25 protein-coding genes are annotated in these 24,361 nt (G+C 71.3%); 8 read left to right on the top strand and 17 right to left on the bottom strand.

The window, feature by feature from the left end; translation table 11 throughout:
* Window positions 1-18: 18 nt before the first annotated feature.
* Window positions 19-990 carry a bifunctional riboflavin kinase/FAD synthetase gene (locus tag ACM26Y_RS10715; protein ID WP_026137746.1) on the bottom strand — a complete coding sequence of 324 codons (972 nt, stop codon included), beginning with the start codon at window positions 988-990 and terminating at the stop codon, window positions 19-21.
* A gap of 96 nt (window positions 991-1,086) precedes the next feature.
* Here ACM26Y_RS10715 and ACM26Y_RS10710 point away from each other — a divergent pair, with 96 nt between their 5' ends.
* From ACM26Y_RS10710 to ACM26Y_RS10695, 4 genes are read left to right on the top strand one after another with little or no spacing between them, the layout of a single operon-like run.
* Complete coding sequence (locus tag ACM26Y_RS10710; RefSeq protein ID WP_416063408.1) at window positions 1,087-1,998, top strand: metal ABC transporter substrate-binding protein; 912 nt, start codon at window positions 1,087-1,089, stop codon at window positions 1,996-1,998.
* Window positions 1,995-2,759: a metal ABC transporter ATP-binding protein gene (locus ACM26Y_RS10705; protein WP_289377881.1), complete on the top strand. Its 765-nt coding sequence runs from the start codon at window positions 1,995-1,997 to the stop codon at window positions 2,757-2,759. Before ACM26Y_RS10710 ends, ACM26Y_RS10705 begins: the two co-directional genes overlap by 4 nt.
* On the top strand, window positions 2,756-3,643 hold the full coding sequence (locus tag ACM26Y_RS10700; RefSeq protein ID WP_289377880.1) for a metal ABC transporter permease: 888 nt from the start codon (window positions 2,756-2,758) through the stop codon (window positions 3,641-3,643). The genes ACM26Y_RS10705 and ACM26Y_RS10700 overlap by 4 nt, the downstream gene beginning before the upstream one ends.
* Window positions 3,644-3,694: 51 nt before the next feature.
* A complete protein-coding gene (locus ACM26Y_RS10695) occupies window positions 3,695-4,354 on the top strand; it encodes a metal-dependent transcriptional regulator (protein ID WP_040781756.1) in 660 nt (219 codons plus the stop codon).
* A 45-nt stretch (window positions 4,355-4,399) separates the two neighbouring features.
* On the opposite strand, the gene tnpA is transcribed toward ACM26Y_RS10695, so the two are convergent.
* Window positions 4,400-4,870 carry an IS200/IS605 family transposase gene (gene tnpA / locus ACM26Y_RS10690; protein WP_416063407.1) on the bottom strand — a complete coding sequence of 157 codons (471 nt, stop codon included), beginning with the start codon at window positions 4,868-4,870 and terminating at the stop codon, window positions 4,400-4,402.
* Between the two features lie 25 nt (window positions 4,871-4,895).
* Here tnpA and ACM26Y_RS10685 point away from each other — a divergent pair, with 25 nt between their 5' ends.
* On the top strand, window positions 4,896-6,089 hold the full coding sequence (locus ACM26Y_RS10685) for an RNA-guided endonuclease InsQ/TnpB family protein (RefSeq protein WP_416063406.1): 1,194 nt from the start codon (window positions 4,896-4,898) through the stop codon (window positions 6,087-6,089).
* Between the two features lie 43 nt (window positions 6,090-6,132).
* Here the strand turns inward: ACM26Y_RS10685 and truB are convergent, their stop codons facing one another.
* From truB to rimP, 11 genes are all read right to left on the bottom strand, one after another.
* Entirely contained in the window at window positions 6,133-7,056 is a 924-nt protein-coding gene (gene truB / locus ACM26Y_RS10680; protein WP_416063405.1) for a tRNA pseudouridine(55) synthase TruB, read from the bottom strand.
* 31 nt (window positions 7,057-7,087) lie between these two features.
* A complete protein-coding gene (gene npt / locus ACM26Y_RS10675; protein WP_416063404.1) occupies window positions 7,088-7,792 on the bottom strand; it encodes a 4'-phosphopantetheinyl transferase Npt in 705 nt (234 codons plus the stop codon).
* On the bottom strand, window positions 7,789-8,781 hold the full coding sequence (locus ACM26Y_RS10670) for a metallophosphoesterase family protein (protein ID WP_416063403.1): 993 nt from the start codon (window positions 8,779-8,781) through the stop codon (window positions 7,789-7,791). Before ACM26Y_RS10670 ends, npt begins: the two co-directional genes overlap by 4 nt.
* On the bottom strand, window positions 8,778-10,196 hold the full coding sequence (locus ACM26Y_RS10665; protein WP_416063402.1) for an MATE family efflux transporter: 1,419 nt from the start codon (window positions 10,194-10,196) through the stop codon (window positions 8,778-8,780). The genes ACM26Y_RS10670 and ACM26Y_RS10665 overlap by 4 nt, the downstream gene beginning before the upstream one ends.
* A gap of 2 nt (window positions 10,197-10,198) precedes the next feature.
* Window positions 10,199-11,182 carry a DHH family phosphoesterase gene (locus ACM26Y_RS10660; RefSeq protein WP_003935688.1) on the bottom strand — a complete coding sequence of 328 codons (984 nt, stop codon included), beginning with the start codon at window positions 11,180-11,182 and terminating at the stop codon, window positions 10,199-10,201.
* A 7-nt stretch (window positions 11,183-11,189) separates the two neighbouring features.
* The gene (rbfA, locus tag ACM26Y_RS10655; protein ID WP_416063401.1) at window positions 11,190-11,720 is read right to left on the bottom strand and encodes a 30S ribosome-binding factor RbfA; all 531 of its coding nucleotides are present in this window, start codon (window positions 11,718-11,720) and stop codon (window positions 11,190-11,192) included.
* Between the two features lie 59 nt (window positions 11,721-11,779).
* Window positions 11,780-12,070: a DUF503 domain-containing protein gene (locus tag ACM26Y_RS10650; protein ID WP_003935690.1), complete on the bottom strand. Its 291-nt coding sequence runs from the start codon at window positions 12,068-12,070 to the stop codon at window positions 11,780-11,782.
* A gap of 104 nt (window positions 12,071-12,174) precedes the next feature.
* Window positions 12,175-15,105, bottom strand: a complete 2,931-nt coding sequence (infB, locus tag ACM26Y_RS10645) for a translation initiation factor IF-2 (protein WP_416063400.1) — start codon at window positions 15,103-15,105, stop codon at window positions 12,175-12,177.
* Between the two features lie 150 nt (window positions 15,106-15,255).
* Window positions 15,256-15,576 carry a YlxR family protein gene (locus ACM26Y_RS10640; protein WP_289379217.1) on the bottom strand — a complete coding sequence of 107 codons (321 nt, stop codon included), beginning with the start codon at window positions 15,574-15,576 and terminating at the stop codon, window positions 15,256-15,258.
* A 44-nt stretch (window positions 15,577-15,620) separates the two neighbouring features.
* Window positions 15,621-16,649, bottom strand: a complete 1,029-nt coding sequence (nusA, locus tag ACM26Y_RS10635) for a transcription termination factor NusA (RefSeq protein WP_289379218.1) — start codon at window positions 16,647-16,649, stop codon at window positions 15,621-15,623.
* Window positions 16,646-17,254 (bottom strand): ribosome maturation factor RimP, encoded by a 609-nt coding sequence (rimP, locus tag ACM26Y_RS10630; protein ID WP_003938973.1) that lies wholly within the window; start codon window positions 17,252-17,254, stop codon window positions 16,646-16,648. The genes nusA and rimP overlap by 4 nt, the downstream gene beginning before the upstream one ends.
* A 163-nt stretch (window positions 17,255-17,417) precedes the next feature.
* Between rimP and ACM26Y_RS10625 the strand changes: the two genes are divergently transcribed.
* Together ACM26Y_RS10625 and ACM26Y_RS10620 are read left to right on the top strand one after the other, a co-directional pair.
* Window positions 17,418-17,918 (top strand): hypothetical protein, encoded by a 501-nt coding sequence (locus ACM26Y_RS10625; protein WP_289379219.1) that lies wholly within the window; start codon window positions 17,418-17,420, stop codon window positions 17,916-17,918.
* Complete coding sequence (locus ACM26Y_RS10620) at window positions 17,915-18,361, top strand: ferritin-like domain-containing protein (protein WP_003938975.1); 447 nt, start codon at window positions 17,915-17,917, stop codon at window positions 18,359-18,361. The genes ACM26Y_RS10625 and ACM26Y_RS10620 overlap by 4 nt, the downstream gene beginning before the upstream one ends.
* 18 nt (window positions 18,362-18,379) lie before the next feature.
* On the opposite strand, the gene ACM26Y_RS10615 is transcribed toward ACM26Y_RS10620, so the two are convergent.
* Window positions 18,380-19,054: an O-methyltransferase gene (locus tag ACM26Y_RS10615; RefSeq protein ID WP_416063399.1), complete on the bottom strand. Its 675-nt coding sequence runs from the start codon at window positions 19,052-19,054 to the stop codon at window positions 18,380-18,382.
* Window positions 19,055-19,089: 35 nt separating this feature from the next.
* Window positions 19,090-20,823: a proline--tRNA ligase gene (locus ACM26Y_RS10610; protein ID WP_371383082.1), complete on the bottom strand. Its 1,734-nt coding sequence runs from the start codon at window positions 20,821-20,823 to the stop codon at window positions 19,090-19,092.
* A gap of 53 nt (window positions 20,824-20,876) precedes the next feature.
* On the opposite strand from ACM26Y_RS10610, the gene yaaA reads away from it, so the two are divergent.
* The gene (yaaA, locus tag ACM26Y_RS10605; RefSeq protein ID WP_416063398.1) at window positions 20,877-21,620 is read left to right on the top strand and encodes a peroxide stress protein YaaA; all 744 of its coding nucleotides are present in this window, start codon (window positions 20,877-20,879) and stop codon (window positions 21,618-21,620) included.
* Here the strand turns inward: yaaA and ACM26Y_RS10600 are convergent.
* Together ACM26Y_RS10600 and ACM26Y_RS10595 are read right to left on the bottom strand one after the other, a co-directional pair.
* Entirely contained in the window at window positions 21,591-22,724 is a 1,134-nt protein-coding gene (locus tag ACM26Y_RS10600; RefSeq protein WP_416063397.1) for an FUSC family protein, read from the bottom strand. The genes yaaA and ACM26Y_RS10600 overlap by 30 nt on opposite strands.
* Window positions 22,725-22,876: 152 nt before the next feature.
* On the bottom strand, window positions 22,877-24,358 hold the full coding sequence (locus ACM26Y_RS10595) for an MFS transporter (RefSeq protein ID WP_289379223.1): 1,482 nt from the start codon (window positions 24,356-24,358) through the stop codon (window positions 22,877-22,879).
* Between the last annotated feature and the right edge of the window lie 3 nt (window positions 24,359-24,361).

The raw sequence follows: 24,361 nt of genomic DNA, 5'->3' as shown, positions 1-24,361 counted from the left end.
CCGGGCCGGAAACGGCCCCTAGCCGCGAGCGCGCTCGAGCACTTCGCGGGCCCGCTCGGCGTCGCGGTGCATCGCCGAGACCAGGGCCTCCACCGATTCGAACCGCTCCATCCCGCGCAACCGCTCCACGAAGTCCACCGCGACGTGCTGGCCGTACAGGTCGGCCTCCTCGTCGAGGACGAACGCCTCGACGGTGCGGGTACGCCCGGAGAAGGTCGGGTTGGTGCCCACCGATACGGCCGCGAGGTACCGCTCCCCCGGCGTGACGGTGCCGAGCCCACCGCTGCCCGGGCCGAGGACCGTGAACCAGCACGCGTAGACGCCGTCCGCGGGAATCGCCGAGTACATGGGCGGCGCGACGTTCGCCGTGGGGAAGCCGAGATCGCGGCCCCGGCCGTCTCCGTGCACCACGACACCCTCGACGCGGTGGGGTCGGCCCAGCGCGTCGGCCGCGGCGGCGACGTCGCCGGCGTCCACGCACGAGCGGATGTAGGTGGACGAGAACGTCACCGCATGTTCGCTGAGCAGGGTCAGGCCCTGGACGGCGAAGCCGAAACGTTCGCCGATGGTGCGCAACAGGTCGACATTGCCGGCGGCCTTCTTGCCGAAGGTGAAGTTCTCGCCCACGACGACCTCGGCGACGTGGAGCCGCTCGACGAGGATCTCGTGGGCGTACCGCTCGGGGGACAACTTCATGAACTCGGGGGTGAACGGCATGACGCAGAAGACGTCGATGCCGAGTTCCTCAGCCAGTTCGGCACGTCGCGCCAGGGTCGTGAGCTGCGCCGGGTGGCTGCCCGGCCGGACGACCTCCATCGGGTGCGGGTCGAACGTCATCAGGGCGCTGGCCGTGCCGCGCTCCTTCGCCGACTTCACCGCCCGCGCGATCAGTTGCTGATGTCCGCGGTGCACACCGTCGAACACGCCGATCGTCAGGACACAACGACCCCAATCCGCAGGAATTTCGTCGAGACCTCGCCATCTCTGCACAAGCTGCAGCCTACGACCCGGCGGCCGGACGGTCATCTCCGGCTCGCCCGGGGCGCCGCATGGACAACTCCGCCCGCGCCCCGCCATAATTTCGGCATGCCGAACATTTTCGTTGGATTACGCAAAATCGTCGTGGCTCTCGCGGCCACGACGATGCTGGCGGGCTGCGCCTCGGCGCAGAGTTCCGACGACGACCGGCCCCTGGTACTGACCACCTTCACGGTGCTCGCGGACATGGCCCGCAACGTCGCCGGGGAGCACCTGCAGGTCGAGTCGATCACCAAGGTCGGCGCCGAGATCCACGGTTACGAACCCACCCCGGGCGACCTGCGTTACGCCTCCCGCGCCGACCTCGTCCTCGACAACGGCCTCGGCCTCGAGCGCTGGTTCGAGCAGTTCCTCGCCGATACCGACGCGGCCCACGCCGTGCTCAGTGACGGGGTCGTGCCGCTGCCGATCGGCGAGGACGCCTACGCGGGGCGGCACAACCCGCACGCGTGGATGTCCCCGTTGGCGGCCCAGACCTACGTCGACAACATCGCTGCCGCCTTCACCGACCTCGACCCCGAGCACGCCGCGGACTACGCCGCCAACGCTGCGGCGTACCGCACCGAACTCCAGGCCCTGCACGAAGAGCTCGTCGCCGAGCTGTCCGCGCTGCCGCCGAACCACCGGGCACTGGTCAGCTGCGAGGGGGCCTTCAGCTACCTGGCCCGCGACGCCGGCCTGAGGGAGGCCTACCTGTGGGCGGTGAATGCCGACCAGCAGGGCACCCCACAGCAGATCGCCCGCACCGTCGACTTCGTCCGGGCCAACGCCGTGCCTGCCGTGTTCTGCGAGTCCACCGTCTCGGACAAGGCCCAGCGGCAGGTCGCCGAGGACACCGGGGCTCGGTTCGGTGGAATCCTGTACGTCGACTCGCTCTCCGAGCCGGACGGTCCCGTGCCGACCTACCTCGACCTGCTCCGGCACGACGTCCGCACCATCACCGAAGGGCTGCGCCCATGACCGCGACATCCGCCCCCGCCCTGGCCGTCTCGCGGCTCAGCGTGCACTATCGCACCGTCACGGCGCTCGACGGCGTCGACCTGACTCTCACCCCCGGCCGGGTGTGCGGGCTCGTCGGCACCAACGGCTCCGGCAAGTCCACCCTCTTCAAAGCGATCATGGGCATCGTGCGACCGAGCGCCGGCACCGTGTCCATCGGCGGGACCGACACCCTCACCGCCCGGAAGGCCGGTGCCGTCGCGTACGTGCCGCAGAGCGAGGCCGTCGACTGGGACTTCCCCATCAGCGTGGGCGAAGTCGTGATGACCGGCCGGTACGGTCGCCAGAACTGGCTGCGCCGGCCGCGGCCCGCCGACCACGCCGCCGTCCGGACCGCGCTCGAACGCGTCGACATGGCGGCCTACGTGCAGCGGCAGATCGGGCAGCTCTCGGGAGGTCAGCGCAAGCGCGTCTTCGTCGCCCGTGCCATCGCGCAGGGCGCTCCCCTGCTCCTGCTCGACGAGCCGTTCGCCGGCGTGGACAAGCGCACCGAGGCTGCCCTGACCGAGGTGATCCGCGATCTCGCCGGTTCGGGGCACACGATCCTCGTCGCCACCCACGACCTCGCCGGACTGTCGTCGCTGTGCGACGAGGCCGCACTGCTGCAGCGGCGCATCCTCGTCCACGGCTCCCCGGACGAGGTGCTGCGGCCGGAGAACCTCGCGCGCGCCTTCGGCGTCGACCCCCTGCCGGCCCCCCACGTCGCCCAGGAGGCACGGTGAACCTCGTCGAACTGATCGTCGAACCGCTCCAGTACGGCTTCATGCAGCGCGCGCTGGTCGTCGCGGTGGCGGCCACGATCGTGTGTGCTCTGCTCAGTTGCTGGCTCGTACTCATCGGGTGGTCGCTGATGGGGGACGCCGTCTCCCACGCCGTCCTGCCCGGCGTGGTGCTGGCCTACCTGGTGGGAGCGCCGTTCGCCCTGGGTGCTCTGCTGTTCGCCGGGGCCGCCGTCGCTCTGATCGGACTCGTGCGCAACACCACCAAGGTCAAGGAGGACGCCGCGATCGGCGTGGTGTTCACGACGTTGTTCGCCCTCGGTGTCGTGCTGATCTCGAAGAACCCGAGTCAGGTGGACCTGCACCACGTGCTGTTCGGCAACCTGCTGGGCCTGGCCACCGCTGACATGTGGCAGGTCACCGCGCTGGCAGTGGTCGTCCTCGTCGTGCTGATCACCAAGCGCCGCGACCTCACCCTGTTCGCGTTCGACCGGGGGCAGGCCCATGCCCTCGGGATCTCCCCGGCCCGGTTGTCCGCGCTGTTGCTCGCGCTGCTGGCGGTCACCATCGTCGCGGCCATCCAGGCCGTCGGGGTCATCCTCGTCGTGGCGATGCTGATCATCCCCGGTGCGACGGCGTACCTGCTCACCGAACGGCTGTCGCGGATGCTGGTGCTCGCTCCCACCCTGGCTGCGCTGACGTCGACGACCGGCGTGTACGTCAGCTACTACACCGACGCCTCCACCGGCGGCGTCGTCGTCCTGGCCCAGGCGATCGTGTTCACGGCGGCCTACCTCTTCTCGCCCCACCAGGGACTCGTCACCGGGGCCCTGCGACGGCGCGCTCGGCTGCGCGAGCCGGATGATTCCACGGTGAGACTTGCCTAAGCTGTCCTCGTGGGCGACAGGAGTGGGACGACCGAAGTGCCGGCGGCGGACATGCTGACACCGGTCGCGCAGGACTATCTCAAGATCATCTGGACCGTCCGGGAATGGTCGGGCGAGAAGGTCTCGACGAAGCTGCTGGCCGAGAAGCTCGGAGTGTCGGCCTCGACCGTCTCCGAGGCCGTCCGCAAGCTCGCCGAGCAGGGTCTCGTCGACCATGCTCGCTACGGCGCGATCTCCCTCACCGAGGCCGGGCGCGCGGCGGCCGTGGCCATGGTCCGCAAGCACCGCCTGATCGAGACGTACCTGGTCCGGGAACTCGGCTACGGCTGGGACGAGGTGCACGACGAGGCCGAAGTACTCGAACACGCCGTCTCCGACCGTCTGGTTGCCGCGATCGACGCCAAGCTCGGCCATCCGGAACGGGATCCGCACGGTGATCCGATCCCGGCCGACGACGGCACGATTCCCACACCGCCGGCCCGCCAGCTCAGCGCGTTCGTCGACGGCGAGCACGGCCGGGTCGCCCGCATCTCCGACGCGGACCCGGCGATGCTGCGCTACTTCGACGACGTGGGCATCGCGCTCGACACCGACATCCGTGTCGTCGAACGCCGCGACTTCGCGGGCACCGTCTCGGTCCGCATCGGCGGCGACAGCGGCAGCACGGTCGACCTCGGACACCCCGCGGCCGACGCGATCTGGCTGGTGTAGGCGGCGGCTACACCGCTACCGGGATGTGGGCCAGTGCGCCGCCGTTCACGGCGGTGGTGAAGGCCCGGGCGGGAAGGCCCGCCAGGGCCGAGCCGTGCCCTGGACGGGACGGTTCTGCTGCTCGATGTACTGGCGCACGATGCTCAGCGGCGCGCCGCCGACGGACCCGGCGAAGTAGGACCCGGACCACAGCCGTTGCGCGCGCCAGTAGTGCCGGACCAGCTCGGGGAACTCCTGGCGCAGACGGCGGGACGAGACGCCTTTCAGGCTGTTGACCAGCTTCGAGACGGCGACCTTGGGCGGGTAGTGGACCAGCAGGTGTACGTGGTCGGCCTCGCCGTGGAACTCGACCAGCTCGGCCTCGAAGTCCGTGCACACCGCGCGCATGATCTCTTCCATACGGTTCAGGTGCCGGTCACCGAACACCTGGTGCCGGTACTTCGTGACGAAAACCAAGTGCACATGCATGAGAAAAGTGCAGTGTCTGCCAGTGCGGATGTTGTCGTCATCACCCATAAACCAATACGGTACCGTGGTCTGTGTGCAGCTCCGGTACGCCTACCGTCTCGACCCGACCCCGGCCCAACGCCGGGTGTTGGCGCGAGTGTTCGGCTGCGCCCGGGTGGTGTTCAACGACGCCATCGCCGCTCGGCGGGCGGCACACGAGGCGGGGGCGCCGTTCCCGACCGACGCGGCGCTGTCGAAGGCGCTGACCGCGGCGAAACGGACCCCGGAACGGGCATGGCTGGCCGAGGTGTCCGCCGTCGTCCTGCAACAGGCCCTCGCCGATGCCTGCGCCGCCTACCGGAACTTCTTCGCCTCGCTCGACGGCACCCGGAAGGGTCGCAAGCTCGGCGCGCCCCGGTTCCGGTCACGGGCGGACCGGGCGCAGTCGATCCGGTTCACCAAGGCCGCCCGGTTCCGGGTGCTCCCGAGCGGGCGGCTGCGGCTTCCGAGGGTCGGGGACGTCCCGGTGCGCTGGTCGCGCGAGCTGCCCTCGGAGCCGTCGAGCGTGACGGTGACGGTGGACGCGGCCGGGCGGTACCACGCCTCGTTCGTCGTCGACGTCCCCGACCAGCCGTTGCCCCACGTGCCGCACGAGGTGGGGATCGACCTGGGGCTGACACACTTCGCGGTACTTTCGGACGGCACGAAGGTCGACGCCCCCCGCATCGCACGCAAGGCGCAGGCCAAGCTGCGGACCGCGCAGAAGGAACTCGCCCGGCGGCAGAAGGGCTCAGCCCGCCGGGAGCGGGCGCGCCGAAAGGTGGCGCGCTGCCACGCCCGGGTTGGGAACACCCGCCGGGACTGGCTCCACAAGCTCTCCTCCACGATCGTCCGCGAGAACCAAGCGGTGTACGTGGAAGACCTCGCCGTGTCCGGGCTGGCCCGGACGAAGCTCGCCCGCTCGGTGCACGACGCCGGGTGGTCGACGTTCACGGCGATGATCGAGTACAAGGCACGGCGGCACGGGCGCACCTTCGCCCGGGTCGACCGGTGGTCCCCCTCCACGTGGGCGTGCTCGGCGTGCGGGGCCATCGGGGAGGCCAAGCCCCTGCGCGTTCGGTCGTGGACCTGCCCGTGCGGCGCGGTCCACGACCGAGATGTGAACGCCGCGAAGAACATCCTGGCCGCGGGACGCGCGGACAGCCCAACGCTCGGGGAGCTGGTGTCAGCCGGGACCCCGGTCCCGCACCCGGCCGTGACGCGAGAACCCGCCGGGAGCACCGCATGAGCGGCGCAGACCGGAATCCCCGCCGTTCACGGCGGGGAGGACGTCAAATGGTGGACGGGCGCACGACGAACACCGGCGAGGCCCGCGTGCCCTTCTCCTGCAGCAGCGCCGCGGCGCGGCCGGACGGGTCGATCGCCGCATACACGCCGGCAATCCCCACCGGGTCCAGCCAGCGGCCGTTCGCGAGCAGTGCCGCCTCCTCGACGGTGACGTCCCGGCACGGGAACGCCGTCCGGATCGCGGCGTCGATGTCCAGGCTCACGGTCGGGTCGTCCTCGAGCTGGGCGAGCGTGCGGGCGTGCTCGAGTCCGAACGGACCGACGCGGGTGCGGCGGAGCGCGGTCAGATGCGCGCCGACACCCAGCGCGGCTCCCAGGTCGCGGGCGAGTGCCCGGATGTAGGTGCCCGACGAGCACTCCACCTCGACGTCGAGGTCGACGAAACACCCGTCGCCGTGGTCCGCGCGCACCTCACGCCGGGCGAGCACCGCGAAGCGGGAGACCGTGACCGGCCGGGCCGCCAGCTCGACGGCCTCCCCTTCGCGGATCCGGGCGTAGGCACGCTTGCCGTCCACCTTGATCGCGCTGACACTGGCGGGCACCTGGGAGATGTCTCCCGTGAGCGCGGCGACGGCTGCCGCGATCGCCTCGTCCGTGACGGCGGCGGCGTCGGTGGTCGCGAGCACCTCGCCTTCGGCGTCGTCGGTGACGGTGCTCTGCCCGAGCCGGATCGTCGCCGCATACGCCTTGGTGGTGAGGGCGAGCAGACCGAGGATCTTCGTCGCGCGCTCCACCCCGAGGACGAGCACGCCCGTTGCCATCGGATCCAGGGTGCCGGCGTGACCGACCTTGCGGGTGCCGAGCAGCCGCCGGCAGCGGGCCACCACGTCGTGGCTCGTCATGCCCTCGTCCTTGTCGACGACGAGCAGGCCGGCACGGGTGAGGGCGGGATTCTCGGAGGCAGACACGGGGCCCGATTCTGCCACGACGGCTGCGACGTCAGCGCACGACGATCGCCGTGAGCACCAGCCCGTCGGCGATCAGCCACCGCCCGTCGAACGCGGCCAGGGGGGCACCCGTCCGGGTGTCTCCGGGGACGAGCAGCTCGGAACGAAACGTGCCCGACGCGGCTGCGCCGGGGGCGGCCGCGGCGTCGCGCTCGAACGTGATGTGGGCGTCCTCGAAACCCAGCCAGCGTCCGGTGAGCGGGAACCACGCCTTGTAGGTGGCCTCCTTGGCGCAGAAGAGCAGGCGGTCCATGTGCAGGCTCGGATCGGTGCCCGCGAGCCAGGTGCGCTCCTGCGGCAGGGAGACCGCGTCGAGCACGCCGTCCGGAAGGGGGCCGTGCGGCTCGGCGTCGATGCCCAGCGACCGCACCTGCAACGCGTAGGCCAGGACGGCGCCACGGTAGCCGTCGCAGTGGGTGAGGCTGCCGACGACCCCCCGCGGCCAGACCGGTGCCCCCTTGTCGCCCTTGAGCACCGGCCCGGGTTCCACCCCGAGCTTCCGCATGGCCAGCCGGGCGCAGTGCCGCGCCCCGGCGAACTCCCGCCGGCGCTTGTCCACCGCACGGGCGACCAGCGGCTCCTCCTGCGGGTGCGGTCGCAGACCGGGCGGGTCCTCGAACAACTCCGCGGCGGCGATCCCGTCGGGCAGGATCCGGCCGATCAGCCCGGTGCGGGTCGCGGTGGTCGGGTCGGTCATCGCAACTCCCCAGCGCGCCCCGCGCGCATGTTCTGTGCAGCGCGCCCCGCGCGCATGTTCTGTGCAGTGCGCGCAGCACGCATCTTCTCGACTTCGGCTTCCATCTCGGGGGTGACCCGGAAGTGTCCGCCCCACTTGTTCAACGATCCCGGGGGGTACTCCGGCACGGGCAGGATCTGGCGCAGCAGCCGCTCCGGCAGGCCCCGGCGCTGCCATTCCCGCGGATAGCCGAGGGAGACCTCTTCGAAGCGGACGCCGTCGTAGTAGGTGGTGCGCGGGATGTGCAGGTGCCCGTACACGGCACAGAGGGCGCGGTAGCGCAGGTGCCAGTCGGCGGTCTCGGTCGTGCCGCACCACAGGGCGAACTCCGGATAGAACAACATCCGGGTGGGCTCGCGCACCAGCGGGAAGTGGTTGATCAGTACCGTCGGCAGCGACGGATCGAGGGCGTCGAGACGCTTGCGGGTCTCGTCGAGCCGTACGCGGCACCACACGTCCCGGGTGACGTACGGGTCGGGCGCGAGGAGGAACTCGTCGGTGGCGACGACGTTGCGTTCGCGGGCCAGCGCCAGGCCCTCGGCCTTCGTCGCGGTGCCCTCGGGAAGGAACGAGTAGTCGTAGAGCAGGAACATCGGCACGAGCGTCACGGGCCCGCCCTCGCCGTGCCATACGGGGTACGGGTCCTCCGGGGTGCGCACGTCGAGTTCGCGGCACATCGTCACCAGGTAGTCGTACCGGGCGGCGCCGTGCATCTGCACCGGGTCCTTGGCGGTGGTCCACAGTTCGTGGTTGCCGGGAACCCAGATCACCTTCGCGAAACGGCTGCGCAGCAGCGACAGCGCCCAGCGGATGTCGTCGGACTTCTCGGCGACGTCGCCGGCGACGATCAACCAGTCCTCCGGCGATTCGGGGTGCAGATCCTCGGTGACGGGGCGATTGCCTCGGTGCCCGACGTGGATGTCGCTGACCGCCCAGAGTTTCCCCGTCACCGGCTCTCCTTCTTCGTCTCGTCGCGCGCCGTCTCGTGCGGGAGCCGGGCCTGCCGGTCCGCACCGGTCACCGCCCACCGCCCCGACCGCGTCCGCCACACGACGGCCGCCATCCGGAACACTATGAACACCGTAAGCCCAGTCCAGATACCCGCGAGGCCCCAGTCCCACACCAGCGAACACCACACGACGGGCAGGAATCCGAACAGAGCGGACGCGAGCGTGGCGGTGCGGAGGAAGGCGGCGTCGCCGGCGCCGAGCAGCACGCCGTCGAGCGCGAACACCACGCCGGCGACGGGTAGGAGCGCGACGAAGAACCACCAGGCGACGTCGATCTGCTCGAGCACCCCGGGATCGCTGGTGAACAGCGCCGGAATCGCGTCGCCGCCCAGCAGGAACACCAGCGCCAGACCGGTGGCGAACACCGTGGACCACGCGGTGATCCGCCACGCCAGGCGCTTCGCATCGGCGCGGGCCCCAGCCCCCAGGGCCGCACCCACGAGCGCCTGAGCGGCGACGGCGAGCGAGTCGAGGGTGAGCGCGACGAAGTTCCACAACTGCAGCACCACCTGGTGCGCTGCGACGGCGGCCGCCCCGAACCGGGCGGCGACCGCGGCCGCGGACAGGAAGCACGCCTGGAACGCCAGACTGCGGGCGATCAGGTCGCGGCCGAGCCGCAGCTGCGCGGCGATCACCCTCCGTTGTGGCCGCAGCGGCACACCCGCCCGGAGCAGTGCCACGACGAACAGCGCGGCGGACACACTCTGGCCGGCCACGTTGGCGACGGCGGAGCCGGCGAGTTCCCAGCGGGGAGCTCCGGCCAGGCCGTGCACGAGCAGCGGGCACAGTACCGCCGAGAGCGCGAGCCCGGCGAGCACGTACCGCAGGGGGCGGGCGGTGTCCTGTACTCCGCGCATCCAGCCGTTGCCGGCGAGACCCACGAGGATCAGCGGCGCGCCGAACAGGGCGACCCGCAGCCACGACACTGCGGCCTCGGCGATCTGCTCGTCGCCGGCGATCAGCGCAGCCACCGGTGCTGCCAGGAGCTGGCCGATGATCAGGATCGCCGTCCCGACGCCGAGTGCGAGCCAGGTGGCCTGCACCCCCTCGGCGACGGCGGCGTCCCGTCGCCCGGCGCCGTGGAATCTGGCGGCCCGCGCGGTCGTGCCGTAGGACAGGAAGGTCAACTGGGTGCTGACCTGGGCGAGGACGAGGCCGCCGATGGCCAGCCCGGCCAATGCCAGGGCGCCGAGCCGGCCGACGACGGCGATGTCGAACAGCAGGTACAGCGGCTCGGCGGCAAGCACCCCGAGTGCCGGCACCGCGAGCCCGAAGATGCGCCCTGCGGTGGCCTCGGGGACGACGTGGGACGCTGCCTCGGGTTCCGGGCCGGCGGTGTCCTGCGGCGCCGGCATCGTCAGTCCAGTGCCGCGCGCAGGGCCGCGACGATCAGGTCGCGGTCGCCGTACGCGGTGTAGCCGGATGCGAACCGGTGCCCGCCCCCACCGAGCGCGGCGGCGGTCGCGGAAACGTCGATGTGCCGCTTCGATCGCAGCGAGACCGTCCACACGTCCGGCCCGCACTCCTTGAACACGGCGGCAACCTCTGCCTCAGCCGTCGTCCGGACGATGTCGATGACGCTCTCGATCTCCTCGGCCCCCAGCTGCGCGGAGTCCGCGCGGCGCACGGTCGCGTGGACGAGGCCACGCCCGCCGGCGGCATCGGGGACGAGCGTCGCCGATGCGAGCACCTTCGACAGCATGGGCAGCCACCCGAACGGATGGGTGTCGAGGAGCCGGCGGGTGATCGCGGCGCCGTCGATCCCGGTCGCCAGCAGCCGTTCCGCCAGGCGGTGCGCGCCCGCACGCCCCCAGCGGAACGAGCCGGTGTCGGTGACCAGCCCCGCGTACAGGCAGTGGGCGAGATCCGCGTCGATCTCCACGCCCCACTCGTCGAACAGTTCGGCGAGCACGGCGGTGGTGGATTCGGCGGCCTCGTCGATCAGGTTGTGGGTGCCGAATCGAGTGTTGGAGCGGTGGTGGTCGATCACCAGGATGCGCTTCGCTCCGGCCAGGCGGCCCGCGAGCTGCCCGAGCCGGCCGACCGTGCCGCAGTCCACGGTGACGAGGAGATCGACCTCGTGACGGACCTGCCCGGCGGGCACCCGGAGGTGACCGCCGGGCAGGTCGCGCATCGAGGCCGGGACGGCAGCTGGAGACGCGAACGCCACCTGCACCGGAGTGCCGCGCCGCTCGAGCACCGTGCCGAGGGCAAGGCCGGAGGCGAAGGTGTCGGCGTCGGGCTGGACATGGCAGAGGATCGTCACCGAAGTCGCGTCCTCGAGGAGCGCGACGGCGTCGTGGAGATCGACCGCGGTGGCGGCCTGCGTCGATTCGGCCATCGGTGCGCTACAGGTCGTCACCGTCGTCGGGCCCCGACCGATCGCCACCGTCGGGCCCCGACCGATCGTCACCGTCGGGCCTTGACAGGTCGTCACCGTCGGGCCGCGTCCGGGGCTCCTTGTAGGGGTCGGGCTCGCCGGCCGGAGCGGCACCCTCCCGGGCCTTGGCCAGCTCCTCGTCGGCAGCCCGTGCCCGCTCGAGAAGTTCCTCCATGTGCCGGGCGGTGTCCGGCACGGTGTCGGTGACGAAGGTCAGCGTGGGGGTGAATCGCACTCCGGTTCCCGCCCCCACCTTCGAGCGCAGCACGCCCTTGGCCTTCTCCAGGCCGGCGGCAGCCGCGGCGAGGTCGGGTTCGGCGTCCAGATTCTCGCCGCGGACCGTGTAGTAGACGGTGGCGTCGTGCAGATCGGCGGTGACTTTCGCGTCGGTCACCGTGACGAACGCCAGCCGCGGATCCTTGATCTCGTGATCGATGGCCGTGGCGACGATCGTGGCGATGCGCTTGGCCAGTCGACGTGCCCGTGCTGGATCGGCCATGTCAGTCGGTTCCTCTCCCCGGCCGCCGGCGGCGACCACATGTTGTTCGACCGGTCCGGTCAGTCCTCCGGACCGAAAATCCTTCGCCGCACGGAGAGCAGCTGCAACTCCGGGCGTTCGGCGACGAGCCGCTCGCACGTGTCGAGCACCTCGTTGAGGTACGGCACCGCGGACGCGGCCACCGCCACCCCGATCTCGGCGCGGCGGTAGAGGTCCTGGTCACCGGTCTCGGCGGCACTGACCGTCATCCGCCGCAGCTCGGCGAGCACAGGGCGGATCACGGACCGCTTCTGCTTGAGCGAGCGCACGTCGCCGAGCAGAACGTCCAATTCCAGAGCCCCGAGATACATCCGTCCTCCGATGTCGTGCGGTGCCGATCTCCGGCACGCCGACGGCGGCGGGCGATCCTCTCGCCCACCGCCGCCGACGAGACCGTCGGGTGTATCCGGCCGCGTCAGTCGCGCGGCTTCTCGCGCAGCTCGTACGCCTCGATCACGTCACCGATCTTGATGTCGGAGTAGGTGACCGTCAGACCGCACTCGAAGCCTTCCCGCACCTCGGTCACATCGTCCTTCTCGCGCCGCAGCGAGGAGATGGTGACCGTCTCGGCGACGACGTTGTTGTCGCGGAGCAGACGGGCCTTCGCGTTGCGCTTGACGATGCCGGACTGGACCATGCAGCCCGCGATGTTGCCGACCTTGGACGACTTGAAGATCGCCCGAATCTCGGCGCGGCCGAGCTCGACCTCCTCGTAGATGGGCTTGAGCATGCCCTTGAGCGCCTTCTCCACCTCGTCGATCGCCTGGTAGATGATCGAGTAGTAGCGGATGTCGACACCCTCGCGGTTGGCGAGCTCGGTGGCCTTGCCCTCCGCGCGGACGTTGAAGCCGATGATCACGGCGTTCGACGCGGCAGCCAGGTTGACGTTGGTTTCGGTGACGCCACCGACACCGCGGTCGATGACCCGCAGGCGCACCTCGTCCCCGACCTCGATACCCATGAGGGCCTCCTCGAGGGCTTCGACCGTACCGGCGTTGTCGCCCTTGAGGATGAGGTTGAGCTCGTTGTGCTCCTTGAGCGCGGCATCGAGGTCCTCGAGGCTGATCCGCTTGCGGCTCTTGGCGGCCAGCGCGTTGCGCTTGCGCGCATTGCGGCGGTCCGCGATCTGCCGTGCGATGCGGTCCTCCTCGACGACGACGAGGTTGTCACCGGCGCCGGGCACCGACGTGAAGCCGATGACCTGGACCGGCCGCGAGGGCGAGGCCTCGAGGACGTCGTCGCCGTGCTCGTCCACCATTCGGCGGACCCGGCCGTACGCGTCGCCCGCGACGATCGAGTCGCCGACACGCAGCGTGCCGCGCTGGACCAGGACGGTGGCCACGGGGCCGCGGCCACGGTCGAGGTGCGCCTCGATCGCGACGCCCTGCGCCTCCATGTCCGGGTTGGCCCGCAGGTCGAGGGACGCGTCCGCGGTGAGCAGCACGGCCTCGAGCAGCTGATCGATGTTCAGGCCCTGCTTCGCCGAGATGTCGACGAACATGGTGTCGCCGCCGTACTCCTCGGTGACCAGGCCGTATTCGGTGAGCTGCTGACGGATCTTCTGAGGGTTCGCACCCTCCTTGTCGATCTTGTTCACCGCAACCACGATCGGCACGTCCGCAGCCTGAGCGTGGTTGATCGCCTCCACCGTCTGCGGCATGACGCCGTCGTCGGCCGCGACCACGAGGATCGCGATGTCGGTCGACTTCGCACCGCGGGCACGCATGGCGGTGAACGCCTCGTGACCCGGGGTGTCGATGAAGGTGATCAGCCGGTCTTCGCCGTTGAGGTGGGTCATCACCTGGTAGGCGCCGATGTGCTGGGTGATGCCGCCGGCTTCGCCCTCGCGGACGTTGGCCTTGCGGATCGTGTCGAGCAGGCGGGTCTTGCCGTGGTCGACGTGACCCATGACGGTCACCACCGGCGGGCGCTGCACGAGGTCTTCCTCGGTGCCCTCGTCCTCGCCGTAGGTGATGTCGAACGACTCGAGCAGCTCGCGGTCCTCGTCCTCGGGGCTGACGACCTGAACGTTGTAGTTCATCTCCGAGCCGAGGAGCTCGAGGGTCTCGTCGTTCACCGACTGAGTGGCCGTGACCATCTCACCGAGGTTGAACAGCGCCTGTACCAGGGCCGACGGGTTCGCGTCGATCTTCTCCGCGAAGTCGGACAGCGATGCCCCGCGAGCGAGACGGATGGTCTCGCCGTTGCCGCGCGGCAGCCGCACACCGCCGACCGACGGTGCCTGCATCGAATCGTATTCCTGCCGCTTCTGCCGCTTCGACTTGCGACCACGGCGCGGAGCGCCACCGGGACGGCCGAAGGCACCCGCGGTTCCACCGCGGCCACCGCGACCGGCACCACCACCGCCGCCTCCGGGGCGACCGCGGAATCCACCGGGAGCACCGGCGCCGGCACCGGCACCGGGAGCGCCGCCACCACCGCGGTATCCGCCGCCACCGCCGGCCGGACGCCCACCGGGGGCACCGGGGCGACCGGGACGACCGGTCGGGCCGGGTCGCGCAGCACGCTGCGGCATCGCGCCCGGGTTGGGACGCGGAGGCATCGATCCCGGGGACGGCCGGGGGCCACCCTGACCGGGGGCCGGACGGGGACCGCCGGGACCGGCCGCGGGGCGACCCTGACCGGGGGCCGGACGGGGACCGCCGGGACCGGCCGCGGGGCGACCCTGACCGGGACCCGGACGGGCACCGCCGGGACCGGCCGCAGGACGACCCTGACCGGGAACCGGACGCGGGGCGCCAGGACGCGGCGCAGGCCGCTCCGCGGGCGCGGACGAGTACGGGTTGTTGCCGACACGCGGCGGTTTGGGACCGGGACGGGGGCCGCCCGGCTTGGGGCCGGGGCTCGGCGCCTGCGGAGCCGGCGTCTGCGGAGCCGGTGCCTGCGGAGCCGGTGCCTGCGGGGCCGGCGCCTGCGGGGCGGCCTGCGCGGCCGGGGCCTCTGGGGTGGCCGGCTTCGGGGCGGCCGGGCGCGGAGCACCGGGCTTGGGGCCGGACGCGGCGGGACGGGCCGCCGGAGCCGGGCTCGGCGCCGGGGCGGCGGCTTCCGGCTGCGGGGCCGGGGTGGGTGCCGGCGCGGCCTGCGCGGGCGCTGCCGGACGGGGACCGGGGCGCGGCGCCCCGGGCTTGGGGGCTGCTGCCGACGGGGCTGAGCCGTCGCCGTTCGCCTTCGCGAAGGACTCGCGCAGTCGGCGCGCCACCGGCGGCTCGACTGTCGACGATGCCGACTTCACGAATTCGCCCTGTTCCTTCAAACGGGCGAGAAGTTCCTTACTGGTGACACCGAGTTCCTTGGCCAACTCGTGTACACGGGCCTTGCCTGCCACTGCTCTCCTCACTGATGAGGTCGAGCGGCTGGTGCCCGCACGACCTCGGGTTATCTCCGATGGACGTTCATCGCTGGTGCTTCACGGTGTGCTCATGAGTGCTCGTACCTGTTCTTCTCAGAGTTGGTGTCCCCGGTCCGGCGCGTATCGCTACGCCGAGTTCCCCTCGTTCCGGACCCCGACCAGCTGAACAAGCGCAGACGGGTCGATTGTTCCCGACACCCGCAGCGCTCTGCCGAATGCTCGACGCCGCTCCGCCTGACCGAGGCATTCCGGATCGGGGTGCAGCCACGCGCCCCGACCGGGCATCCTCCGCCCCGGGTCCGGCACCAGCACGAAGCCTGTCGGCTCCGTCGCCCGCGCCACGACCCTCAGCAGATCGGCAGCCAGCACCTGCTGCCGACACCCGACACAGGTGCGCACCGGACCGATGCGCTCCCGGTCGGCCGAGGGCAGCTCATGCTGAGCCATCGACCACTCTACCGCTGATCGGGCGGGAACCGTGCATTCCACCCCTACCTGCCTGTCGCGGGCGACCCCGCCGACTCCGAGCCCCCGGCCGCGGCGTCACTGCGGATGTCGATCCGCCACCCCGTCAGCCGCGCAGCCAGGCGGGCATTCTGCCCCTCCTTGCCGATCGCGAGGGAGAGCTGATAGTCGGGGACGACGACCCGGGCCGCGCGCGCGTCGGGGTCGACGACTGTGACGGATACCACCTTCGAGGGGGACAGTGCGTTGCCGACGAACCGCGCCGGGTCCTCGTCGAAGTCGATGATGTCGATCTTCTCGTCACCGAGTTCACGCATGACGTTGCGCACCCGCTGCCCCATCGGGCCGATGCACGCGCCCTTGGCGTTCAGTCCCGGCACTCGCGAGTGGACAGCGATCTTGGAACGGTGGCCGGCCTCCCGCGCGACGGCCACGATCTCCACCGACCCGTCCGCGATCTCCGGCACCTCGAGGGCGAACAGCTTGCGCACCAGGTTGGGGTGCGTCCGGGACAGGGTGATCTGAGGGCCGCGCTGCCCCCGGGAGACTCCTACGACGTAGCACCGGATCCGGTCGCCGTGCTCGTACGTCTCGCCGGGCACCTGCTCGGCCGGCGGGATCAGCCCCTCGGTGCCGGTGGTCTCGCCACCGATCTTCACCACGACCATGCCGCGGGCGTTGGCGCGGGTGTCGCGTTGGACGACGCCGGCGACGACCTCGCCCTCGTGCGTCGCGAACTCCCCGAACCGCTGCTCGTGCTCGGCATCGCGGATGCGCTGCATGATCACCTGGCGGGCGGTGGTCGCCGCGATGCGGCCGAACCCCTCGGGGGTGTCGTCCCACTCGGAGACGAGGTTGCCGTCCGCGTCGAACTCCTGCGCCATCACCCGCACTGCGCCGGTCCGGCGATCGACGTCGACACTCGCGTGCGGCTGGTGCCCGTCGGTGTGCCGGTAGGCCGTGAGCAGGGCCGTCTGGATCGTCTCGATCAGCGCATCGAACGGGATGTTCTTGTCGGCCTCGAGGACCTTCAGGGCTGCGATGTCGATATTCACTTGTCCACCTTCACTTCGTCCGTGCCGTTGTAGTCCGTGCCGTTCTCGTCGTCCGGATCCTCGCCGTCGCTCTCGGCGATCTCGCCGGCACGTACCCGGCCGTCCGGCACCCCGCCCGCGAGTTCGAGTTCGCGCGGATTCGGCGCCTTGAACTCGACCTCGACGACGGCGCGCCGCACATCGGCGAGCGGAAGCACCCGCACGGACGGCCCGTCGCGGCCGGGAACGACGATCCTTACCTCGTCCCCGACGAGCTCACCGATGCGGCCGACGATCGTCTCGTCGTCCAGTTCGATCCGCGCCTTGCGGGCCTGGGACCGGCGCCAGTGCCGTTCGAGGGTGAGCGGGCGACCGATGCCGGGGCTGGTCACCTCGAGCACGTAGGGCGACTCGCCGAAATCGGCGACGGAGTCGAAGACCTCCGAGAGGAGCGTGCTCAGCCGAGCGGCCTCGTCGAGGCTCAACCCGGTGTCACTGTCGACGAACAGCCGCACCGTGCTGTGCTTGCCCGCAGACGTGACCACGACGTCCTCGAGGTCGTATCCCTCGCGCTCGATCGGTCCGGAGACGAGTTCGGCAATTCTCTCCGGGGGCGGCACCGGCATCGCGACAAGCTCCTCGTTCAGTTGTGATCGCAGCGGACGACATGCCGGCGCACGAGCGGACCGGCAGGTATCCCAGGGTATCGCGCATTCGGCGGCCCCGTGACCAACCCCCGCGGCCCGACCACCGTCGGCTCCGCACGGGCCGGGCTGGCACGATGGTGCGGTGCCGACGCCCGCATCCTCACCGCCCGTATCCCGCCGCACCGTGCTGCGGTGGTCCGGCGCCGCTCTCGGCGGTCTCGGCGCGCTCACCGTCGCCGGATGCGCGGCCGGCGAGGACGACGGCACCGGGGAGGTCGATCCGTTGATCGCGCAGGCCGAGCGGGCGCGCGTCGACGCTGCGACCGCCGCCCTGCTCGTCGCGCTGCTGCCCGACCGCGCGCAGACGCTGCAGGCCGTCGCCGCCGAACGCACGACCCACGCCCAGACCCTGGACGCCGAAGTGGCCCGGCTCGCCGGGACCGACCCGACGGTGTCGGGCGTCACGACGACGACCGTCGCTCCGGCCGCGGATCCACCGACCCTCGATCTGCTGCGCGACCGGCTGGGCACCTCTCGCCGCGCCGCCGCCGATCTCGCCCGCACCCTGCAGGGATACCGCGCGGGCCTGCTGGCCTCGATCAGCGCCGCGTGCGCCGTGCACACGGAGGTGCTGCTGCCGTGAGTTCGCAATCGCTGGGCGTCGAACAGCAGGCCCTCGTGGACGCGTTGAACGCCGAGTACGCCGCGGTGTTCGGCTACGGGGTCGTCGCCGCCTTCTCCAACCCCGCCCGTGCGGCCGAGGTCTCGGCCGACACCGCCGCCCACCGCGCCCGGCGCGATGCCACGACGGATGCGCTGCGGGCAGCGGCCGTGACCCCACCCACCGCTGCCGCCGGGTACACCACGCCCTTCCCGGTGACCGATCCGGTCTCGGCGGCACAGCTGGCGGTACAGATCGAGACCGATGTCGCAGTGGCGTGGCGTTCCGTCGTCGAGCGGGCACGCAGCGAACACACCCGCGGCGCGGCGATCGAGGCGCTCACCGAGTCGGCGATGCGGGCGGCACGCTGGCGCGCCAACCTCGGGATCGCCCCGCCGTCCGTCGCGCTGCCCGGGCAACCCTGAGCCGCCCTGCGCGGCAGGTCAGCCGGTCATCACGGCGAGCGCGAAGCCGTCCCACCCCTTGGCGCCGACGGTCTGCAGCGCGGTCGCGTCGAGGCGGGGCTCCGCCCTCATGAGTTCGAGCACCTCCCGGGCGCCGCGCACGCGCTCGTCGTCGAGGTCGGCATTGGTCACCGACCCGCCCCGGATGACGTTGTCGACGACGATCACGGTCCCGGGCCGGCCGAGCCGCAGCGCCCACCGCACGTAGTGCGGATTGTTCTCCTTGTCGGCGTCGACGAAGACCAGGTCGAACGGGGCCTCGTCCGTGAGGGACGGCAGGAGGTCGAGGGCGGCGCCGACCCGGACGTCGACGCGCTCCCCCACCCCGGCGCGTTCGAGGTTGGCGCGGGCGACCTCGGCGTGCCGCGGTTCGTACTCGAGGGTGACCACGCGTCCGTCGTCGCCGACGGCCCGCGCCAGCCAGATGGTCGAGTATCCGCCGAGCGTGCCGATCTCGAGGATGCTCCGCGCACCACGGATCCGGACCAGCAGGTGCAGCAACTTGCCCTGCACCGGAGCCACGTCGATCGGCGGCAACCCGGCCGCGGCGTTGGCCTCGAGCGTCGCGGTCAGGGCGGGGTCGTCGCCGACGAGGAGCTCGGCGAGGTAGCTGTCCGTGGCGGCCCAGTCGTCGGCGGTGTCGTGGTCGGTCATGACACCGATTGTGGGGGCCGACGGCGGGACGCGTCTCAGCGACCGAGGATCTCCTGCAGCGCCTCGTCGGCCGGTACCTCGCGGGACTCGCCGCCGAACCGGTCGCGCAGCTCCACCTTGCCGTCCGCCCAACCCCGCCCGACGACGACCACCAGTGGCACGCCGAGCAGTTCGGAGTCCTTGAACTTCACCCCGGGCGAGGCCTTGCGATCGTCGAGCAGGACCTCGACGCCGGCCTTGTCGAGTTCGGCCGCCAGGTTCTCGGCGCCCTCCCGGGCCGCCTCGTCCTTGTTGGCGATCACCAGGTGCACGCCGAAGGGAGCGACCTCGGACGGCCAACGCAGGCCCTTGTCGTCGTGCTGCTGCTCGGCGATCACCGCGACGAGCCGCGAGACGCCGACACCGTAGGAGCCCATGGTCGGGCGCACCGGCTTGCCGTTCTCACCGAGCACGTCGACGGCGAAGGCGTCGGTGTACTTGCGGCCGAGCTGGAAGACGTGCCCGATCTCGATGCCACGCGCCGACACGAGCGGTCCGGCACCGTCGGGCGACGGATCACCGTCGCGCACCTCGGCGGCCTCGATCGTGCCGTCCGGGACGAAGTCCCGGCCCGCGACGAGTCCGACGACGTGCCTGCCGGGCTCGTCCGCGCCGGTGATCCACGACGTGCCGTCCGCGACCCGCGGATCGACGAGGTAGCGAACCCCGTTATCCAGCAGGGCCTTCGGACCGATGTATCCCTTGACGAGGAACGGGTGGGCCGCGAAGTCGGCGTCCGTGAGCAGTTCGTACTCGGCCGGCTCGAGCGCCGCCCCGAGCCGCTTGTCGTCGACCTCCCGGTCGCCGGGGATGCCGATACCGAGCAGTTCCCACTCCCCGCCGGGTCGCCGCGTCTTGACGAGGATGTTCTTCAGGGTGTCGGCAGCGGTCACCGGACGGTCGAGCGCACCGGCGGCCCACTCGACGAGAGTCTCGATGGTCGGGGTGTCGGGGGTGTCGTGCACCACCGGTTCGGGCAGCCCGTCGAACGCGACCGGCTCGGGAGCCAGCGTGCGCACCGCCTCGACGTTCGCGGCGTAGCCCGACTCGAGGCAGCGCACGTACGTGTCCTCACCGACCTCGCTCTCGGCGAGGAATTCCTCCGACGCGCTGCCGCCCATCGCGCCCGAGGTCGCGGAGACGATCACGTACTTCACCCCGAGACGCGCGAAGATCCGCTCGTAGGCGTCCCGGTGGGCTCGGTAGGACTCGGCCAGGCCCTCGTCCGTGAGATCGAAACTGTAGGAGTCCTTCATCACGAACTCGCGGCCGCGGAGGATCCCGGCACGCGGCCGCTCCTCGTCCCGGTACTTGGTCTGGATCTGGTACAGCGTGACCGGAAAATCCTTGTAGGAGTTGTACTCGCCCTTGACGGTGAGCGCGAACATCTCCTCGTGGGTGGGACCGAGCAGATAGTCGGCGCCCTTGCGGTCGTGCAGCCGGAACAACCCGTCGCCGTACTCGGTCCACCGATTCGTGGTCTCGTAGGGATCGCGCGGCAGCAGCGCCGGCAGCGAGATCTCCTGCGCGCCGATGGCGTTCATCTCCTCGCGCACGACGCGCTCGACCTGCCGCAGCACCCGCAGACCCAGCGGCAGCCACGAGTACACCCCCGGAGCGATGCGGCGGACGTAGCCGGCGCGCACGAGCAGTTTGTGGCTGGCGACCTCGGCGTCGGCCGGATCGTCGCGGAGGGTGCGGAGAAACAGGTGCGACATGCGGGTGATCACGGGAGAGCAGCCTACCTGCCGCCCCCGGACCGGCCTCGGTACGGTTACCGCTTGTGCTGGTGCTTCTGCCTCCTTCCGAAACCAAGTCCGACGGCGGCGACGGTGCGCCCCTCGACCTGGGCGAACTGTCGATGCCGCAGCTGACCGCGACCCGCGAGGCGCTCGTGCAGGCGCTCGTCGACCTGGCCGCGGACCACGAGGCGTCGACCGTGGCGCTCGGCCTGGGTCCCACGCAGGCGGACGAGATCGAGCGCAATGCCAAGCTGTGGGTCTCACCCACGCGGCCGGCGCTCGCGCGATACACGGGGGTGCTGTTCGACGCCCTCGACGCCGCCGCATTCACCAGGACGCAGCGAGAGAAGGCCTACCGGCGGCTCGCGATCGGGTCGGCGCTGTTCGGCGCGGTCCGTGCGGGCGATCCCGTCCCGGCATACCGCCTGTCGGGCGGATCGAAGCTGCCCGGGTTCGGCACCCTCGCGTCGTGGTGGCGCCCGGAACTGAGCGACGCACTGTCCACGGAGGCCGCCGGGGAACTCGTGGTGGACCTGCGGTCGGGGGTGTATCAGCAGCTCGGACCTGTTCCCGGTGCGGTCACGGCAACTGTGCTCACCGAGCAGCGAGACGGCAGCCGCAAGGTGGTCAGCCACTTCAACAAGCACCACAAGGGCCTGCTGGCACGTGCGCTCGTGCTGACCCGCGCGGAGCCGGCGGACGTCGACGGTGTCGCCCGGGTCGCGGCCCGCGCGGGTCTGCGGGTGGAGACGGCGTCAGCCACCGAACTGGTGATCCTGACCTGACTGCGGTGTGCGCCCGGTGTCCTGCACGGCGGTGAGGAACCGGTGCGCCGGGTGCCAGAAGCTTCCGAGCACGGCCGCCACGTGCGGATCGCCGGACCCGGCCGCCGAGCGCTGCAGTTCGGCCAGCCGATGGGCGCACCGGTCGCGGGCCTCGTCGAATCGGACGGGGTCGTCGCCGGCGTCCCCGATCCGGTCCACGAGCTCGGCGAGGGCCGTCAGGAGGGCGGGCACCGTGCAGCGCGACGCGTCGTCCGCCTCGGCGAGAACACCGTCCGACGCCGACTCGGCGACGCGTGCGAGTTCGCGCAGCGCGGGCACGGCGTACCACATCCGGCCCAGGATGTCCTGGGACGCCGTGGCCTGATCCCGGACCCGGTCCGCGATCGGGCGCGGGTTGAGCCGTGCGCTCTCGCGTGCCCACTGCGACGATTCCGCCGCGCGTTCCATCATCCGGTCGATCTCCTCCGCCCGACGCGCCCAGCCCCCGGGGCCGGGTCCCGCGTCGTCGCCCGTCCCGGCGGCCATGTCGCCCAGCAGGGACCGGGTCTCCCGGGTGAGTGCCTCGACTTCGTCTCCGACCGGGTAGAGGGGCGGGAAGAGCACCGCCGTCACCACGAGTCCGCAGACCGCGCCGATGGCGGTCTCGATCAACCGATCTCCCAACATCACCGGATCGCCCGCGACGCCCGTCGCGATGACGAACAGAGCGGTGATCGCCACCCAGATCCCGTTGGTGCCGAACACCCGCCACCGGCCGACGAACCAGCCGACGAGCACGGCTGCACCGATCGACAGCGTCGTCCCGGGCACGAGCGTGATCGCCGCCGCGGCGAGCAGTACCCCGGACAGGACGATCGCCATCTGCACGAGCGCCTGCCGGACCGAGCGGAACACCGTCGTCTCGACGAGGAACACCGCGACGTACGGCGCGAGATAGGCCTGCGGCAGCGCGAGCCACTCGGCGGCGACGAGCCAGGCCATCATCGCAGCCACGGACGCCTTGGCGGCCTGGGTGGCGATATGGCGCTCGTGGCCTCGTTCGCGGACCGCGCGTACCGTCCACGACGCCGAGTATCGGACCCGATCGGTGAGGGCGGACAGCATGTGCTCGGGCTACCCGAAGCGCACGGCGGTCACACCCCGGCGACCACGGGGGCGGAGGTCTATGTACCCTGTGCCTTCGCCGGCGGAGGTCTATGTACCCTGTGCCTTCGCCGGCGGAGGTCTATGTACCCTGTGCCTTCGCCGGCGGAGGTCTATGTACCCTGCGCCGCCTTCTCCGCTTCCTGGGCCTGCGCGACCTGCTCCGGGGTGAAGCGGATGAACAGCGCCGCAGCCCCCGCGATCACGGCGCACACCGCGCAACCGACGAGCGCGAACAGGTAGCCCTCCCCCAGCGCGTAGAGCTGTGCGGGGTCCATGTCGGCGACGGCGCCGGACGTACCCCCCAGAGACAGGGTCCGGGAGGTGGCCATCGCGCCGATCACGGCGAGACCGATCGGGCCGCCGAGCGTCTGCGCCACCTGGGCGATCGCGGCGAGCGGGCCGATCTCGTGCGAGCCGACGCCGGCGATCGCACACAGCGGCAGTGGGACCACGGCCAGGCCCACGCCGAAACCGACGACGAGCACCAGGACGAACAGCGTCGGCACGTACGCGACGGTGTGCGACATGGTCGACCCGTACAGCAGGCTGACCGCCATGATCAGGGCTCCGGTGACGACGAGCCACCGGGGCCGCACCCGGACCGCGAGCTTCGACGCGACGGCAGCGGCGGCGCCCAGCCCGAAGGCGAAGGGCACGAACGCCAGACCGGCCTGCAGCGGCGAGTACCCGAGGATGTCCTGCACGAACAGGGCGACGAACGCGGCGAGGCTGAACATGACGGCACCGGCGAAGAAGATCGACACGAACGTCGCGACCCGGTCGGGATTGCGGAACAGCACGAACGGCAGCAGCGGGTTCTCGGCGCGGCGCTCCACGACGAGGAACACCGCGAGCAGCGCAGTACCGGCGAGCAGCGCGCCGACCACCGCCGGGCTGCTCCACCCCATCTCCGGGCCCTCGGTGAGCCCGAAGACGAGACCGGTACAGCCGAGCGTGGCGAGCACCGCGCCCGGTACGTCGAGCGGCAGCCGCTCGGCGGCGGTCTCGCGGAGCGCGATCACGGCCAGGGTCACGATCAGGATCCCGATCGGCACGTTGATCAGGAAGATCCAGCGCCAGGACACCTCGGTCAGTGCGCCGCCGATGATCAGCCCGGCGATCGAGCCGACGCCGGTCATGGCCGCGAAGATGGCGATCGCCTGGTTGCGGGCCGGTCCGGGCGCGAAAGTGGTCGCGACCAGCGCCAGGGCCGTGGGCGAGGCCACAGCGGCGCCGACGCCCTGCAGCGCGCGGGCCGCGACCAGGGTGCCCTCGTTGACGGCGAGCCCGCACAGCAGCGAGGCGACCGTGAACAGCCCGACGCCGGCGATGAACATGCGTTTGCGACCGAAGGCGTCGCCGAGACGTCCGCCGAGCAGCATGAGACCGCCGTAGCTCAGCGCGTACGACGTGAGCACCCAGTTGCGGCCCGCGTCGCTCAGGCCGAGGTCCTCCTGCAACGGAGCCAGCGCGAGATTGGCGACCGTGCCGTCGAGCACGACCATCAGCTGCAGGCCGCTGAGGACGACGATCGCCAGACCCAGCGCACGTGTGGTGACGGGGTAGCTCACGGGCGAGGAGGTTTCGGCCATGTG

This window comes from Rhodococcus indonesiensis, from assembly GCF_047782815.1.
Taxonomy (GTDB): Bacteria; Actinomycetota; Actinomycetes; order Mycobacteriales; family Mycobacteriaceae; genus Rhodococcus; species Rhodococcus indonesiensis.
This window is presented reverse-complemented; position numbering and strand designations above follow the sequence as displayed.

Coding starts and splice junctions, on each gene's coding strand:
- ACM26Y_RS10710 (WP_416063408.1), top strand. CDS start 1,087: ATGCCGAACATTTTCGTTGGATTACGCAAAATCGTCGTGGCTCTCGCG.
- ACM26Y_RS10705 (WP_289377881.1), top strand. CDS start 1,995: ATGACCGCGACATCCGCCCCCGCCCTGGCCGTCTCGCGGCTCAGCGTG.
- ACM26Y_RS10695 (WP_040781756.1), top strand. CDS start 3,695: ATGCTGACACCGGTCGCGCAGGACTATCTCAAGATCATCTGGACCGTC.
- tnpA (WP_416063407.1), bottom strand. CDS start 4,870: ATGGGTGATGACGACAACATCCGCACTGGCAGACACTGCACTTTTCTC.
- npt (WP_416063404.1), bottom strand. CDS start 7,792: ATGACCGACCCGACCACCGCGACCCGCACCGGGCTGATCGGCCGGATC.
- ACM26Y_RS10665 (WP_416063402.1), bottom strand. CDS start 10,196: ATGCCGGCGCCGCAGGACACCGCCGGCCCGGAACCCGAGGCAGCGTCC.
- ACM26Y_RS10660 (WP_003935688.1), bottom strand. CDS start 11,182: ATGGCCGAATCGACGCAGGCCGCCACCGCGGTCGATCTCCACGACGCC.
- rbfA (WP_416063401.1), bottom strand. CDS start 11,720: ATGGCCGATCCAGCACGGGCACGTCGACTGGCCAAGCGCATCGCCACG.
- ACM26Y_RS10650 (WP_003935690.1), bottom strand. CDS start 12,070: ATGTATCTCGGGGCTCTGGAATTGGACGTTCTGCTCGGCGACGTGCGC.
- ACM26Y_RS10640 (WP_289379217.1), bottom strand. CDS start 15,576: ATGGCTCAGCATGAGCTGCCCTCGGCCGACCGGGAGCGCATCGGTCCG.
- rimP (WP_003938973.1), bottom strand. CDS start 17,254: ATGCCGGTGCCGCCCCCGGAGAGAATTGCCGAACTCGTCTCCGGACCG.
- ACM26Y_RS10615 (WP_416063399.1), bottom strand. CDS start 19,054: ATGACCGACCACGACACCGCCGACGACTGGGCCGCCACGGACAGCTAC.
- ACM26Y_RS10600 (WP_416063397.1), bottom strand. CDS start 22,724: ATGCTGTCCGCCCTCACCGATCGGGTCCGATACTCGGCGTCGTGGACG.
- ACM26Y_RS10595 (WP_289379223.1), bottom strand. CDS start 24,358: ATGGCCGAAACCTCCTCGCCCGTGAGCTACCCCGTCACCACACGTGCG.